Source organism: Rhodocytophaga rosea, assembly GCF_010119975.1.
In the GTDB taxonomy this organism is placed as follows: domain Bacteria; phylum Bacteroidota; class Bacteroidia; order Cytophagales; family 172606-1; genus Rhodocytophaga; species Rhodocytophaga rosea.
Map to the genome: position 1 here is coordinate 8854592 of NZ_CP048222.1, position 15133 is coordinate 8869724.

General features: G+C 40.9%; 14 protein-coding genes and 1 pseudogene. 6 read left to right on the forward strand and 9 right to left on the reverse strand.

Going from position 1 to position 15133, the window contains the following annotated elements; genetic code table 11:
• Positions 1-6: 6 nt before the first annotated feature.
• From GXP67_RS36195 to GXP67_RS36210, 4 genes are all read right to left on the reverse strand, one after another.
• Positions 7-477 carry a DoxX family protein gene (locus GXP67_RS36195; protein ID WP_162447645.1) on the reverse strand — a complete coding sequence of 157 codons (471 nt, stop codon included), beginning with the start codon at positions 475-477 and terminating at the stop codon, positions 7-9.
• A gap of 28 nt (positions 478-505) precedes the next feature.
• Positions 506-1090 carry a YceI family protein gene (locus GXP67_RS36200; RefSeq protein WP_162447646.1) on the reverse strand — a complete coding sequence of 195 codons (585 nt, stop codon included), beginning with the start codon at positions 1088-1090 and terminating at the stop codon, positions 506-508.
• Positions 1091-1129: 39 nt separating this feature from the next.
• Positions 1130-1792: an NADPH-dependent F420 reductase gene (locus GXP67_RS36205; protein ID WP_162447647.1), complete on the reverse strand. Its 663-nt coding sequence runs from the start codon at positions 1790-1792 to the stop codon at positions 1130-1132.
• A gap of 129 nt (positions 1793-1921) precedes the next feature.
• A complete protein-coding gene (locus tag GXP67_RS36210) occupies positions 1922-2503 on the reverse strand; it encodes a Crp/Fnr family transcriptional regulator (protein ID WP_162447648.1) in 582 nt (193 codons plus the stop codon).
• 167 nt (positions 2504-2670) lie between these two features.
• On the opposite strand from GXP67_RS36210, the pseudogene GXP67_RS38555 reads away from it, so the two are divergent.
• Positions 2671-3999, forward strand: a pseudogene (locus tag GXP67_RS38555) (IS3 family transposase).
• 334 nt (positions 4000-4333) lie between these two features.
• Here GXP67_RS38555 and GXP67_RS36230 read toward each other — a convergent pair.
• The 4 genes from GXP67_RS36230 to GXP67_RS36245 all read right to left on the reverse strand — a co-directional run bounded on the left by GXP67_RS36230 (position 4334) and on the right by GXP67_RS36245 (position 9694).
• Positions 4334-5770: a sulfatase family protein gene (locus GXP67_RS36230; RefSeq protein WP_162447652.1), complete on the reverse strand. Its 1437-nt coding sequence runs from the start codon at positions 5768-5770 to the stop codon at positions 4334-4336.
• Positions 5771-6174: 404 nt separating this feature from the next.
• Complete coding sequence (locus GXP67_RS36235; protein ID WP_162442409.1) at positions 6175-6852, reverse strand: IS630 family transposase; 678 nt, start codon at positions 6850-6852, stop codon at positions 6175-6177.
• A gap of 5 nt (positions 6853-6857) precedes the next feature.
• Positions 6858-7301 (reverse strand): helix-turn-helix domain-containing protein, encoded by a 444-nt coding sequence (locus tag GXP67_RS36240; RefSeq protein ID WP_162443629.1) that lies wholly within the window; start codon positions 7299-7301, stop codon positions 6858-6860.
• A gap of 374 nt (positions 7302-7675) precedes the next feature.
• A complete protein-coding gene (locus GXP67_RS36245) occupies positions 7676-9694 on the reverse strand; it encodes a M13 family metallopeptidase (protein WP_162447653.1) in 2019 nt (672 codons plus the stop codon).
• 346 nt (positions 9695-10040) lie between these two features.
• On the opposite strand from GXP67_RS36245, the gene GXP67_RS36250 reads away from it, so the two are divergent.
• The 5 genes from GXP67_RS36250 to GXP67_RS36275 all read left to right on the forward strand — a co-directional run bounded on the left by GXP67_RS36250 (position 10041) and on the right by GXP67_RS36275 (position 13730).
• Positions 10041-10445, forward strand: coding sequence for a helix-turn-helix domain-containing protein (locus GXP67_RS36250; RefSeq protein WP_162447654.1), 405 nt, complete (start codon positions 10041-10043; stop codon positions 10443-10445).
• Positions 10446-10450: 5 nt separating this feature from the next.
• Entirely contained in the window at positions 10451-11059 is a 609-nt protein-coding gene (locus tag GXP67_RS36255; protein WP_232064819.1) for an IS630 family transposase, read from the forward strand.
• A gap of 272 nt (positions 11060-11331) precedes the next feature.
• A complete protein-coding gene (locus tag GXP67_RS36260; protein WP_162447655.1) occupies positions 11332-11778 on the forward strand; it encodes a Rossmann-fold NAD(P)-binding domain-containing protein in 447 nt (148 codons plus the stop codon).
• A 571-nt stretch (positions 11779-12349) separates the two neighbouring features.
• The gene (locus GXP67_RS36270; RefSeq protein WP_317170089.1) at positions 12350-12811 is read left to right on the forward strand and encodes a Crp/Fnr family transcriptional regulator; all 462 of its coding nucleotides are present in this window, start codon (positions 12350-12352) and stop codon (positions 12809-12811) included.
• 181 nt (positions 12812-12992) lie between these two features.
• On the forward strand, positions 12993-13730 hold the full coding sequence (locus tag GXP67_RS36275; RefSeq protein ID WP_162447656.1) for an SDR family NAD(P)-dependent oxidoreductase: 738 nt from the start codon (positions 12993-12995) through the stop codon (positions 13728-13730).
• Positions 13731-14086: 356 nt separating this feature from the next.
• Here GXP67_RS36275 and GXP67_RS36280 read toward each other — a convergent pair whose 3' ends face one another.
• The gene (locus tag GXP67_RS36280) at positions 14087-15016 is read right to left on the reverse strand and encodes a PLP-dependent cysteine synthase family protein (protein ID WP_162447657.1); all 930 of its coding nucleotides are present in this window, start codon (positions 15014-15016) and stop codon (positions 14087-14089) included.
• Positions 15017-15133: the final 117 nt, after the last annotated feature.

Here is a 15133-nt window from a genome sequence, read left to right on the forward strand (position 1 = left end):
AATTAGTTAAGAAATGGATGAGGCAGGCATTGGTTCTTCTAGAGCAGCCTGCTTATTTTTTTCAGTTGCAGTTTGCAGCAAATAGTCCAGTGAGTATTTTCCTCCCCCTGCAAGCAACAACACCAGGTAAACCAATAAGTAAAGCAGGGCTGGTTCTTTTATACCAAACGGATCGGCTGCATGAATGAAAAGAGCCGCTATGGCCATGGTACTCATCAGCGGAATGACTGCCAGTCTGGTAGCCAAACCTGCTAAAAGAAACAGGGAACAAAGCACTTCTGCAAAAACGGCGAGGCCTAACGAAAGCTCTGCACTCATGCCCATTACAGATGGAAACGTTACAGGGTCTCCAGAAAGGAGCACTCCCAGTTTTGGAATGCCATGGGTTAGCATTAACACAGCTATTCCTATTCTTGCCAGCAACAATGCCAAATCGGTGGCATGGGAGGCAGGTGTTATACTTAGTATCTTCTTCATAGTCTGTTTTTATTTTATTTATGCTTGTTTACTTGTTTTGAACAAACTCACCATCTGCTTTTATGCGAACTTCATCGCTGATCACCGCTTCCGGAAAAGAGGGCCCGATAGTAAAATCTGAGCGTTTGATGGTACCTGTTACCTGAAAACCAGCCGTTTGCTTTTTGCTCATCGGGTTTTCTATTGTGCCTTTGTATAGAAAATCCATCGTTACCGGTTTGGTAATGCCATGCATAGTTAAGTTGCCGGAGAGCTTATACTGGTTTTTACCTGCTTTTTTTATGGAGGTGCTCTTAAAAGTTAGTGTCGGATATTTCTCGGCATCAAAAAAATCAGGACTCTTCAGGTGATTGTTTCTTTGCTCCACTCTTGTATCAAGAGAAGCTACTTTGGCGCTTAGTTCAACTACAGCATCACTAAAATCTGGTGTTGACGAAGTAATGGTGACATCAAAATCGTTGAAAGTGCCAGAAACATCGGCAATGCCCAGGTGGGTAATCGTAAAACCAAGCTGCGAATGTGGATCATCATTTGTCCAGATATTGGGCAAGGTGGTAAACGCAGTTAGTGTTAAAAAGAAGAAAGCGGAAAAAATGATGGTTATCTTTTTCATAGTTGTATATTTAAATGTTAGGTGTTAAAAATATTGCAATTAATTATGCAGGATTTTCCAACCGGCGAGCCAGTTATAGTTGTACTTTATGCCCAGTTTAATGAGCAGCAGTTGCATATTCTCCAGCGTGCGGCTTTCCTTCAGGGAACCTGCAATGATGGGATTCAAACCTGCCGTTGTTACCAGTTCGGCTACTGTATCTACAGCTTCTGCATCATCTCCTGCCACAAAAGCATCTACTTGTTTGCCATCTATCACTGGTTGAGCAAAATCAGCGGCAAAAGTGGTATTGAAGGCTTTTACAATGGTAGAGTTAGGGAGTAACTTTTGCAATTCTTCCGCTGCACTCGTATCCGGAGAGGTGACCAGACCATCGTAGGTGACGTTTAAGGGATTAGCAATACTAATTACTATTTTTTGATTGGCCACTTCCAGTATTTTCCCGGCTACCTCTTTTTCAGCCTGATAGGGGACGGCCAATATGATTATATCTGCTTCCCAGCTTGCTTCTTTGAAACAATCCATAGCTTCTGCCTGTGCTGAAGGATTGGATGTTTTTATCTCTCCCAGTAAGGATTGTAATTTGGTCTGGTCACTTGCACAAAGCAGCAGATTGAAGTTACCGTTGGAAAGACTTTTGGAAATAGCCGAGCCCATACTGCCGGTGGCTCCTATAATAGCTATGGTGGTGTTCGTTTGCATATCTTTTTCTAGTTAATTTGTTTTTGATTATGCAAAGATACCAGCTACAAAAGCCTTCCGCATTGACGCTACGCAAGAAAAACCATTGACTTAAATCAATGGTTTTCAAGAATTAAAGAAGGTATAGTTTTATTTATTAGAAGCGATTCTTCTTCTGACACGGCTTAGCGTTTCGGGTTGGAGGCCCATATAGGAAGCAATCATGTGCTGGGGTACACGCTCGGCAATATGTGGGTAAATGGCCATAAAATCCTCATAGCGTTGTTCTACCGACGAACTGATGATAGAAGTTAATCTGCGTTGCATCGCCAGATAAGCGCCAGTAACATTGAGCCGGGTAAAGGTTTCGTATTTTGGCATGGTTTGCAACAGCTCTTCATGCGACCGTTTGCTGATAAGTACCAGTTCGCAGTCCTCTATCGCATCTATATTATAGGTGGCCGGCTCTGCTGTTAAGAAACTATATAAATCGGAAATAATCCATCCTTCTAAACCAAATTGAATAATATATTCCATACTCGCATCATCTACAGAGTAGGCCCGTAACACCCCTTTTTCAACAAAGGCAATTGACTTACACACATCTCCTTCCTGCAGCAGATATTGCTTTTTTCGGAGTTTCTTGGGCGTGAGATATTTTGTTATCTGTGCCTGTTCCTCAAGGGTAAGGGGGACTTTATTATTAAAACTTTGAAAGAATACTTCGTACATGAGGCAATAGATGGCTAATGATAGAAATATAGGCAAATTATTATCATTTGCCACGCAAAGCATAAGTAGATTAAAGGGAACAAAATAAAGGAATGTATGATTGGGATTCCCCCATAAAAGTGGAAGGTGGGAAAAGAGTATATTACACACTCTAAACCACTATAATAATGGCAAATAAAAAGACCTATACCAGGGAGTTCAAAGAGGAAGCCATCAGCCTGGCATATAAAAATGGGAATGTCAGTGAGACTGCCCGTAGTCTGGTGTACACGACAGTATACTTCGGCGGTGGAAAAAGGAGTTGGAGGACCATCAGCAAAAAGCCTTTCCGGGTAAGGGCCATAGCCAGGATGAACAATTACGGCAGTTACAACGGGAGAATCAACGGTTAAAAGAAACAGTTGAGATCGTGGAGCCGATGCTCACAACGTAGCAGGTCCAAAAAGCAATGGGTATCGGATCTTAACCGGGGCTTGATCTGGGATCCGCACGAATCGTCCCCAGTGAGATACCAATTCATTCATCAAAACCGGGGACAATATGGCCTGAAGAGGCTCTGTGAAGCAATGCAGGTGTCGTTAAGTGGGTACTATGGGTGGCGAAAGCGGCCAGAAAGCACCCGTAAGCAGGAAGATGAGCGTATAGTAGCTGCGATCAAGAAGGTTCATAAGCAAAGCCGGCAGACAGGACCCGATGCTGACATCGTCTGCTGGTCCATGGAAGTCCTCGTACATATGTGGATCTGATTGAAAAGGGTATATCCTGCTCAGAGAAACGAGTGGCTAAACTAATGAGAAGCCATCAGATTACCGCTAAACGAAAAAGAAAGTTTGTTGTCACTACCGATTCTAAACATGGCCTGCCCGTGGCTGAAAACAAACTTAATCAACAGTTTAGTGCTTTTAAGGCTGATGAAAAGTGGGTTACGGATATGGACCTGCTACGTGTGCAGCATCGGCTCCACCTACGTATGGACCCGGGAAGGCTGGTTGTTCCTGGCAGTGGTACTGGATTTGTTTTCTAGAAAATTAGTGGGTTGGGCGATGAATCAAAATATGGAAACAGGATTAGTAGTGAGTGCTTTGCAGATGGCTCTGCTGGCTAGAAGCCCACAGAAGGGCTTGCTACATCACTCTGATAGAGGCTCTCAGTACGCCAGCAACGATTACCAGAAACTGCTTAAAGACAACAAAATGATTTGCTCAATGAGCCGGAAAGGAAACGGACCTCAAATGCTCATGATGGGCAGGTCCATTATGATAATGCCTGTATGGAGAGCTTTTTTGCTACGCTTAAACAGGAACTGGTCTACCATCGCCAGTACCAGACCCGCAAGGAAGCCAGAGAAGATATCTTTGAATACATTCAGGTATGGTACAATCGAAAACACAATTGAGCCGGGAGGCGAAGATTGCGCCCGTAGGGAACACTCAAAGCTGGGCTACTTAAGTCCGGAACAATTTGAAACTAAAGGGCAGTATCAGATAGCTGCCTAGTCTTTTCTTACCCTACACGAAAAAGGGGGAAACCCATTTTGATATAAAGTCAGATAGTATGTTTTTTATTATTTTGTTATTGTTACTGTCGTCTGTTAGACATGCCACCAATCTATCAAACATTTCCGTAAATCGGTCCAGCTGCGGTAAGGCCCTGTGCTGGGAAAAGACCCATTCTTGATACCCTGTTTACCAATTCCGATACAGCCTGTCAGTTCTTAACTTAATGTCCATTTTTTTGAGGGAAGACCAATTCTGTATTATTTTCTTATACAACTATTGGCCACTTAACCATCTAACAACTTGTAAATGATCAGGATCCAACACCCTGCTTTTACTCTTTAACGGATGGCTCTTCACTTTTATGTTTATACTTGATATTGGTAAAATATAGGGTGAGCCCCATCTGGTCATTTTGGCTTTCCATCCACTGCACCATGTATTCTTTGAATGTGGTCAGTAATGGTTTGTTTTCCGGATTGGCTGCCAGGTTGGTTAGTTCATAGGGGTCACGCTCCAGGTCGTAAAGTTCCTCCGCCGGCCGATGCTGATAATTTGCCACCAATGCGGCTGCTTTCTTATCAGTTTTTGCTTTTTCTACCCAGCTTTCCCAATAATCACGCCCATCTTCGGGTTTAGCATTGGTAATATGAGTCGTGTAAGTCCGCTGTGGCTCCAGGTTTAGGATGTACTTATATTTTTTTGTACGGATGCTGCGTATGGGAAAATAATTAAAATCTCCATAGAAGGTATCTGCTGTATAGGTAGAGTAGATCGTGTCGCGGTGGGTAGGTTTGTTTTCTAGCAGCACAGGCAGAAAACTTTTTCCATCAAGGCCTTCCGGAACCTGACCTTCTGCTACTTCCAGCAGCGTAGGCAGGAAATCGACAAGTGGTAATAAAACAGAAGAGGTACTGCCTTTTTTTACTTTACCCGGCCAGCGGACAACCATCGGAATACGAATGCCTGCATCATACAAATTCCATTTGCCATGTGGCCACTGTGGGCCATGATCTGAAATATAAATAAAGAGTGTATTGCTTGCTAGATCATATTTACTAAGCGATTGCAGACACTTGCCAAGTGTTTGGTCAACATCGGTTACATCAGTAAAATATTTAGCCCGTACCTGCCGGGTAATCTCAGTGTCCACCAGATAGGGAGGAAGGTCCACCTGCGCTGGCGTGTAGCCTTCACTCTTTGGCCAGGGCACATGTGGATTGTCGGTGGCTACTACCAGAAAGAGCGGTTTATTTGCTCCTTTGGCCTGGGCAGCAAAAATGGAATCTATTTTAGAATAGTCTTTGTCTTGCTTCTTGATATAGTGATAGGGATAGGCCGCTCTTGGCCACAGATGATCTTTGCCTGCCAGCACAGTGTGGTAGCCTAATTCCTGCATATAGACAGGCAGGGTTTTGATACCAGGGTTAATCTTGCTGTGATTGGGATGTGCCCCATTTCTGGCAGGCATTAGGCCAGTACTGATCACTGCTCTGGAGGGTACACAATTAGGGGTATTGGCAAATGCACTTGTAAAACGTATCCCTTCCTTGGCAAATGCATCCAGATTGGGTGTACGCACAACTTTCGCTCCATAACAGCCGGCATCTTCATAACCATGATCATCTGCGATGAAGAGCACAATATTAGGCTTTTTCGCAGGAGCCGTGTTGTTTCCTTTCAAAGATGAATCATGACCATAGCTCATCTTTGCCGGGAAAAGAATGATTGTTGAAATAATAAAAATGAATGCCTTATAGAGATATCTCATGGATGTGCATTAAGTTAAAAGGGTACTCCATAACAGATGTTTTAAAAATTTAAAGCTATATATGGTTAAATGATTAGATCAAGTTAGTATTTTTGTAATGGTTAAGCATCCAGGAATTTTTTAGCTAAAATTTATCCTTTGTTGATTTGTAGTTTTTCAGTTTGATGTTTGAATCTTGCAAAAATGTGCCTGCTGAAGTTTTCAAGCAGTGCTACCCGAGCATCCATAGTTTGATTCTCAATTCACAAGATAGAATCATAATGGCTTGAAACAAAATATTGATTTGCCTTTTGACCTTTGCTTTCCTAATGTTTATCAAAGGATTTGGGACTCATTTCATTTTCAACTTAGGTTTAATGATCTCTATTGATTTATGTCAATTCTAGTGTTCTAGCAATTTAATTTCATGTATTAATTTTGCTAATTTCTATGTATCTGTTTTTTAGTTTTACACGAGCTTTCTCAGTTGTAAACGACCAGTTGACTTTTACCGCTTTTAGATTTCGATTCTTTTGCCAAATAAGAGTCTCGGATTCAAGTATTTCCTGATTTGCGATTCGTCTGTCTAAGCACTGGCGTGCAAGGGATGAAAATTCCATTTCTGCCATGTTTAACCACGAGCCGTGTTTAGGTGTAAAATGGAATTCCAGCTTATTTTTGAGTTGCCGGGCCTCTTCGAAGGGTAAATTTTCATAAAATGCCCCATAGGAATGGGTTTGATAATTATCCTGAACAAGTTTGATTTTAGTTTCAGTTGGATAATGTTCTTTGACCACCCACTGCATAAAGTGGCTATAATCAGCTTTAGTTTTTGTGGTGGTAACCTTTATATGCCGTTGCCCGGTATCCATATTGTAAGCCAGTAGCACATTACAAACGCCATTTCTTAGGTATTCCTGATGTTGTTTTTGTGTGCAATTAGCTTTAGCCGGAATGGGTGTCAACACATGGTCAATAAGTTGACAAGGACGTTCATCAAAGCATAAACGGACAATCCCTTCCTCTTGAGGTTGAGCGTACAAATCTAAAACATCTTCCATAGTGGCAACATATTCGCCATTGATGATACCAATGCACCACATTTGCTTTAACCAAGGCTTAAGCCTGCTTTTTTTAAAACTTGCCGGATGGATTCATTGGATATAGTTTCAACATAGTTAAGTTCAACCATTTTTTGGTTCAATAAGGATAAAGTCCAACGGGCAGAGCCGGCAGGCGACTCACTACAAGCCATACTGGTAATCTGTGCTTCCAAGCGTTGTGTAACGATAGGGGGTTGACCACTTCTGGGGCGTTCTTCCAAAGCATTAGATAGCCCTCCGGCAAAGTATCGCTTTTTAATGCGATAATAATGGTTACTGTCGATGCCTAATTCTGATTGAACTTCAATCCTTGATTTACCTGAATTCATTAATAATAAGGCTCTTGCACGAGTTATTTTGCGACTCTTGTGCGTTCCTTTTTTTATAATTGAGCTCAGTTCGGTTTTTTCTGATTCTGACAAACTTACTTTAGTAGCGATCCGTGCCATGAGAATAAAAAGTTTATCCTCAAAATTAATAACTAAAATTAAATTGCTAAAACACTAGGAGCTGTAATTAATTTAATTTAATAGTCTTGAACTTAGTCTATCTTACAGCGTGATCTTAAATGACAATTAATCGAAAAGGTAGTTAATTAAACTCCCCTTTTTGGAAGAATTATAGTCCTAGTTATCTTAACTTATGGCCCACTCTTTTGAGGGATCTCCAAAAAATCTTCTTTAGATTATATGAATCCTGAAGAATACAAGCAGCATTGGCAACAACTACTATTGGTTGCTTAACCTACTCTCCTTTTTGAGGGAGGAACTCCAAATTTCAGTTACTTAATTAGTAGCACAAGTAGTAAGGCATACATATTCTGTTACCAGACGGTAATTCTCTCCTTTTCGGGTTTATACATCTTGTCAGTAGCTTGCAGATTGAATGCTTTGTAGAAGGGTGTAAAGTTCATCAGTGGTCCATTAACCCGCCACTTGGCTGGTGAGTGTGGATTGGTGTTGACATACATGCGTAAAAACTCATCCCTTGTTTTTACCCGCCATATTCTGGCTACTGATATAAAAAAGCGCTGATCCGGTGTAAAGCCATCCAGTTTGGTCGTGTCTTGTCCTTGTGCCGTTAATTTAAAGGCATCATAGGCAATAGCAACACCTGCCATATCGGCTGTATTTTCACCCACTGTTAATGCGCCTTTGATAGGCATCGAATCGAGCACAGTAAACGAATTGTACTGATCAATCACCTGTCCGGTTCTGGCTTTAAACTTTTCATAATCCTGTTTTGTCCACCAGTTTTTTACGTTGCCCTCTTTATCATATTGGGCACCCTGATCATCAAATGAATGGGTAATTTCATGACCAATCACCATACCAATACCGCCATAGTTCAGGGCATCATCGGCATATAAATCGAAATATGGCGATTGTAAGATACCGGCCGGGAAAACAATCTCATTCAACGGAGGATTATTATAAGCCGTTACTGTGGGCGGAGTGGTGTGCCATTCAGTTCTGTCGACGGGCTTGCCTACTTTAGCCAGGCTATAGAGGTACTCATTTTTATTAGCGGATAAACAATTTTCAAAGTAGGTATTCCTTTTCACCTCCACTTTCGAGTACTCTCTCCATTTATCCGGGTAGCCGATTTTTTCAGAGAAAGCCCCTAGTTTTTCCTTCGCCTTTGTCTTGGTGGAATCGCTCATCCAGTCTAGATTATTGATGCGGGCTTCAAATGCTTTTTTCAGGTTGTCTACCAGTACAACCATGCGTTTCTTAGCTTCTTCAGGGAAGTATTTTTTTACATACAACTGTGCCAGCGCATGCCCGAGTGATTGGTCGACCACCTGTGTCATTTCTTCGGCACGTGTTTTTTTAACGGCTTGCCCGGTCAATATTTTTGTATAAGCAAAGGAGGCATCCACAAAAGGTTGGCTTAACCAGTTGGCATACGTGGATAGGGCATTGGCTTTTAAGTAGACTTTCCAATCGTTGACAGGAATGGTTTTTAACAAGGCATTTAGCTTCTCGTAGTAAGGTGGTTGACCCATGTTGAGCGAATCAACCTGTAGGCCTAGGTTGTTTAGTAAAGTGGTCCAGCCCAGGTTGGGATGTTTTTTTGAAAGATCACTCACCGCTACTTTATTGTAGTTGGCCTGCACATCCCTAAGCTCGATATTGGTCCGGTGGGCGGCCGCTAGTTGTTTTTCAATTTCATAGGCAACGCCTGCACTTTTCTTGGCTTGGGTTGAATCACTTCCGGTTAGGGCAAACAAGGTGGTCAGATATTGCTTATAAGCTATTTGGATCGCAAGGGTGGACGAATCGGTCTTGAAATAATAATCTCTTTCGGGTAAGCCGATCCCTGTCTGATAAAAGTGGGCAATATTTACAGTACTCTGTTTATCATCAGGACCCACATAAAAACCCATCAGGGAGGTATTCCCTACTTTTAGCTCTTCAACGGCCATTACTACCAATGAAGGTATATCGCTTATCCCATCGATGCGGGAAAACACCGGCTTAAGAGGTTCATAGCCCCGGTTATTAATGGCAGTTGTATCCATGCCTGAAGCATAAAAATCTGCTACTTTCTCTTCGATACTTCCGGAAGGGTTTTTACTTTTGGAAAGACTGTCCAGAATACCTTGCAGCCGGATGCGCTGGGGGAAATTCAGAAATGAATAAGAACCTACTCCTGTCTGACTAGCCGGTATCTGGATGGTATCGTACCAGATGCCGTTAACGTAAGTAAAAAAATCGTCGCCGGGTGTTTTAGATAAATCTATTCCAGTTAAGGCAACGTGTTTCGTATCGGTATCGGAAATCTTTTGGCAGGCTGCCGCTAATAACAGCACTAAAGAAAAATATAATAGTCTTATCATGGTTTGAAGGTGGAATAATCAGGATGTAAAGGTGAATTCTCGCTAAAATAAAGAATGTATCGATCCAAAGGGAAGTTTTAATGAGCTTAGCAGTAAAAAAAATTGTTTAATGGCTAAGCAGTTTGTGTATTAAAGGACAAAAAGTAGTGATGGGTCTTTCAAAATAATAGAAGGATAGAAAAGATCAGGCAACCATAGAATAGGACTGCAAAGTACAACTACACCTGTCAGAGTTTACGACAGGATTACATGGTAAGCAATGCGATAAATCAACCCTTTTCATCCAAGCCTTTTTGTAATAAGTAAGAGTACACAATTAAGTATAAGATTTTGGCAAATTGTATCTTTGCTTATACAAGACTTAGAGAAGATTCATAAAGATAGTAAAAGTTATCAGGAACGTAACCGTTGCCAATGTATACTGTTATCCAATCAAGGCTATCAAGTACAGAAGTTAGCAAGCATTTTTCAAGTAAGTCAGTTAAGTATTTATAAGTGGTTTGATCGCTTTGAGAAAACAGGTGTGGTAGGGTTAAAGAACCAAAAAGGGAAAGGCAGAAAACCCATCCTTACTACCAGTAATGCTACCCATGTTGAAGTAGTGGAAAATAGCATAGAGAAAGAAAAACAACAACTTAAATTAGCTAAGCGAGAGATAGAAGCTAAATTAGGCACGGCTATGAGTGAGATGACCTTGAAGCGGTTTTTAAAAAAATTGACTACCGATGGAAACGTTTCCGTAAATGGATAAAGCCATTGCAAAACAAAGAAGCATATGAGCAGAAAGTCAAGCGATTACATGCTTTGCTTTATTTGGCACAGACAGGCAGTATAGATTTATATTTTGGAGACGAATCAGGGTTTTGCCTTACCCCTTGTGTACCTTATGGATGGATCAAAAAAGGCGAACACGCCCCTATTTTATCCCAAAGAAGTACAAGGATAAATGTATTTGGCTTGTTAAGTACAAATAATGAGTTGCTTACTTATCAGAAAAGTGGGAGTCTAAACGCTGACTTTATCATTGAATGTGTAGAGGCCTTCTCAACATCTATTTCCAAGTTTACTGTCATAGTCTTAGACAACGCCTCCTGGCATACATGTGGCCTATGGGAAGTCAAAAAAGAAGAATGGGAACAGAAAGGATTATACATCTTTTTGCTGCCTAAGTATAGTCCTCATCTTAACAGGATCGAACGATTTTGGAAGCAGGTGAAATATCATTGGCTCAAAGCCGAAGACTATCTGTCTGTAGAAGCGCTTAAGGAGGCACTTTATACCATCTTTTTAGGATTGGGTACTTACTTTAAACTTGATTTTAAAAAACTTGAAGTAGATGAAAATATTATACTTAATTGTGTTTAATTACTTAGTATGCTTTTAGGTTTAAGTTTTGAAAAAGGGGTGATAAAATTTATCATCCCTTTCAAGAAGTTTGAAAAATGGGGTGAGAGGGGAAAGAATGCAACCTTTCAATTCTAAACTAGCCTTTTTCTCCCCCTTTTTACCTGTCATTTATTACACTTAAAATTAAAGAGTGATTTTGTCAACCTGTAGCCGGACAAGGCCCTGGCGGATCAAATTTGCTTCGTGAGTTCAAGCCACATGACGTACTGCACATTCGTTCCGCCTACTTTATGGAAAACTTCCTACGCACCATTGGGTTGGTTAAGAAGATGGGAATCAATGGAACAGCTGCCGACGGTGACCATGCCATACCTATGGTTGCTACAAAAGATGTTGCCCAAGTGGCAGCCTTTCACCTGGCGAATCTTGACTTCAGTGGCAAACGTGTCCGTGCCGTTATGGGACCAAGAGACTATACCTACCGGGAGTTTACAAGCATTATCGGCAAAACCATTAGCAAGCCTGATCTGCCTTATGTTCAATTTCCGGTTGAGCAGGCGAAGCAGGCATTTTTAAACAATGGTTTTTCAGAAGACTTCGTCGATAATTTACTGGGTATGGCAACCACTATTAAAACCGGATTCATGAATTATCAAACAAGAGATGAATCCACTACCACTCTCACCACGGCCGAAGAGTTTGCCAGCCAGGTGTACGCCTCTGCCTATAATAAATAATTGATTGATAAGTAGAGAATTATAAAAATAAAAGAATTGCGAAAATGCAACTGTTTGAACAAACAGGGCTAGGAAACTTAGCACTTAAAAAAGAATGATGATGTCTGCCATGACCAGGAGTCAGGCAGATATAAATGGGGTGGCAGGTGATTTAACGGTTCAGTATTATACACAAAGGGTAAGTGCCTGACTGCAATTCAAGGAAGCCATTAGAATTAGTGAGCAGGCAACCGGTAGCCCATTCACTCCGGATATTTATACAACTGAACAAATGGAAGTCTGGAAAAAAGTTACAAAATCGGTAACTATGCTCGGAGGTGGGCAACAAGGATACATTGACTATTTATTTATAACCAAGGAAAAATCCACCACTGTATTCTCTCAATAATCTATTGAGATCAGCAAATCTGCTAGGCAGTTTTATAGTTGGTACCAATAAAATAGGATGGCTGCTTAAGCCATTTGTAGTCCATATCACCAAAAGTTTGAGAGAGCCAATATCACCGGAATATTCAGACACATTTTACCAAATGGTAAACTCCTCGCTATTTACTTTGAATACCTTTCTGCTATGAAACAATTGATAGACTATATCTTACAGTTTGGCAACTTAAATAAGCAACAAATAGCCCTTCTTGAATCTAAGATAACAGAAGTTGAGCTGTTAAAAGACGAGTATTTTTCCCAGGCAGGGAAGATTCCCCGGCAAGTTGGTTTTATTGTGGAAGGCGTGATACGAGGTTGTTATTACAATAACAAAGGAGAAGAAATCACCCGTTGCTTTATTAGCGAAAACAGTTTAGTGGTGGATTATTTCAATTTTGAGGCAAATACTTCCTCTTCAGAATACCTCCAAGCTATTACCAATTGCAAACTCATTGTATTTTCAAAACAAGATTGGGAAGAGCTCTCCCATACGATTGTGGGTTGGGACATTATTCAGAACAAAATGGTTCAAAAGTGCCTTTTCCAAAAATCCAGAAAAGGTCCAGTCATTTCACAAGACGCTACTACCCGGATCTGGAATTTATGAAAAACTATCCCTCACTTACAAACCGTATTCCTTTGGCTTACATTGCCTCTTACTTAAGTGTAACCCAATAATCCTTAAGCAGAATAAGAAAAAACATCCGCTAAGTTGCTTTTTACCAAATGGTAAACAGTTTTATTTTAAATCGATGCACTTTTGCTTCATCAATTTAAAAAAATAAAAAATGAAGACTGTAGTAATCACAGGAGGCAACAAAGGCATTGGCTTAGAAACAATTAAACAACTTTCAAAAAAGGGTCTATTCGTTTATGTAGGTAGCCGGGATATTGAAAAAGGGAATGCGATCGTAAAAGAATTAACCGGCAATGGTTTTAAAAACCTGAAAGCTATCGAAATTGACGTAACCAAGCTCGACACAATTCTATTTGCCAAGCACCTCATTGAAAAGGAACAAGGCCATTTGGACATTTTGATAAACAATGCAGGGATTAGTGGAATTGTTCCTCAAAGTGCGCTCGAAACAAATATTGATCATTTCAAAGAAGTTTTTGAGGTCAATTTCTATGGTGTGGTAGGTGTTACACAGGCTTTTATTAACTTATTGAGAAAATCGCCCCAGCCAAGAATTGTAAATATAAGTACCAGTGTAGGCTCGCTTTCGCTTCAAAGCAACCCAAGCTGGCCAGCGTATGAGTATGCTAAATATACTGTGTATGCTTCTTCAAAATCCGCGATGAATATGTACACGGTTCAATTAGCTTACGAATTGCGTGATACGGCTTTCAAAGTAAATGCGGTTTGTCCAGGCTATACCAAAACTGATTTTACTAACTATAAGGGAGGTGAAGTTAAAGCAGCGGGAAAATGTATTATAAAATATGCCTTAATTGACCAGAATGGACCAACGGGAAAATTTTTCAGCGAAGAGAGCAATCCGCACACAGGCGAAATTCCCTGGTAACAATCACCTAAAAGCATTAAACAACAAACTGTTAACAGGCACTTCGCGATAGTAGGGGTGACGTGCTAAATTGAGCTATGAGCTTTTAATTTTCCATTATCCCAAAGCTCCAGCCAAAATCTATCAGCATATCAGCTTTTGTTTATATATTTTATACACAAAAGCTGATAAAGTTTACTAAATATCTCAGAAAGGTGGAGGCTGGAAAGAAAGCGGATTTAGCCTTTAGATTCTGGAGTTTCAGCAAAAGGCAGTTTTATTAACTGCCTTTTGCTGAAACTGAAATGCCGAGGCAATAGAACAAATAACATACTTAACCAGTATCGTCAACCTATTTTAAGAGAAGACTGTAGGTATTAGAAAAGGGAGTTGATTACCTCGCCATACTTATCAGCACTGTCAGCAAACACAGTCACTATTATCCCTTCATCTATTTGCTCTGCTACTTGAACTGCACCGGCTAAGGCAGCTGCTGAAGAGGGACTTAGTAGTAGCCCTTCCTTTACAGCTACTCGCTTGATCCACTCATAGGCTTCCTCCGTGCTCACAGCTAATGTCTGATGAGCTAGACTGGCATCATAAATGGCAGGAGCTGTTGAACTCCCTAAATGTTTCCATCCCTCCAAAAGGTGTGTGGATACATCCGGCTGTAGAGCAATCAGGCGAATGGCAGGGTTTAATTCTTGAAGTCTTCGGCCTGTCCCTACTAAAGTACCTGTTGTGCCTAAGCCGGCTACAAAATGTGTTACTCTGCCACGGGTTTGCCTATAAATTTCTTGAGCAGTGGTTTGATAGTGGGCTTTCCAGTTATTCTCATTTCCATATTGATTGATGTGAAAATAGCGATTAGGCTGTTTTTTGAATAGGGAAAGAGCCATTTGTTGAGCTTCATCTCCGGTGGTAGGTGCAGAGGTATAGATAATGTTGGTCTGTAAGGCTTTTAGAATAGTACTCCTTTCTTTGGAAGCTGTCTCAGACATAAAAATGGTAACAGGGATACCCAACCGTGCCCCAATGGCTGCATACGCAATCCCGGTATTGCCACTGGTAGCATCCAGGATATGTCTGTAAGAAGTGAGTTCTCCACTAGCAACTGCCTGACTAATCATGTGAAAAGCAGGACGAGCTTTCACACTACTGCCTAACTGTAACCACTCAAGCTTAGCATAAATGCGCACATTGGCTTTGTTGAAGGCATGTCTAATGAGAAAAAGAGGTGTTTTTCCAATGAGTTTTCCTGTGGCTTTCAGCAATCGATCTGCCTGATGTGGGCGTATAGTAAGCATGGATTTTAAATTTTGTTAACTCTGCAGAGGTTGGCAAGCCAAGCAAACTGCGAATATATCCAAAATTTGTAGTGTAATCTATATGTGGTTAAGAAAGGATTGGTTAAAATAATTACC

Bases quoted from the DNA above. Each gene is read 5' to 3' on its own strand.
- GXP67_RS36195 (WP_162447645.1), bottom strand. From the start codon at position 477: ATGAAGAAGATACTAAGTATAACACCTGCCTCCCATGCCACCGATTTG.
- GXP67_RS36200 (WP_162447646.1), bottom strand. From the start codon at position 1,090: ATGAAAAAGATAACCATCATTTTTTCCGCTTTCTTCTTTTTAACACTA.
- GXP67_RS36205 (WP_162447647.1), bottom strand. From the start codon at position 1,792: ATGCAAACGAACACCACCATAGCTATTATAGGAGCCACCGGCAGTATG.
- GXP67_RS36210 (WP_162447648.1), bottom strand. From the start codon at position 2,503: ATGTACGAAGTATTCTTTCAAAGTTTTAATAATAAAGTCCCCCTTACC.
- GXP67_RS36230 (WP_162447652.1), bottom strand. From the start codon at position 5,770: ATGAGATATCTCTATAAGGCATTCATTTTTATTATTTCAACAATCATT.
- GXP67_RS36235 (WP_162442409.1), bottom strand. From the start codon at position 6,852: ATGTGGTGCATTGGTATCATCAATGGCGAATATGTTGCCACTATGGAA.
- GXP67_RS36240 (WP_162443629.1), bottom strand. From the start codon at position 7,301: ATGGCACGGATCGCTACTAAAGTAAGTTTGTCAGAATCAGAAAAAACC.
- GXP67_RS36245 (WP_162447653.1), bottom strand. From the start codon at position 9,694: ATGATAAGACTATTATATTTTTCTTTAGTGCTGTTATTAGCGGCAGCC.
- GXP67_RS36260 (WP_162447655.1), top strand. From the start codon at position 11,332: ATGGAAAACTTCCTACGCACCATTGGGTTGGTTAAGAAGATGGGAATC.
- GXP67_RS36270 (WP_317170089.1), top strand. From the start codon at position 12,350: ATGAAACAATTGATAGACTATATCTTACAGTTTGGCAACTTAAATAAG.
- GXP67_RS36275 (WP_162447656.1), top strand. From the start codon at position 12,993: ATGAAGACTGTAGTAATCACAGGAGGCAACAAAGGCATTGGCTTAGAA.
- GXP67_RS36280 (WP_162447657.1), bottom strand. From the start codon at position 15,016: ATGCTTACTATACGCCCACATCAGGCAGATCGATTGCTGAAAGCCACA.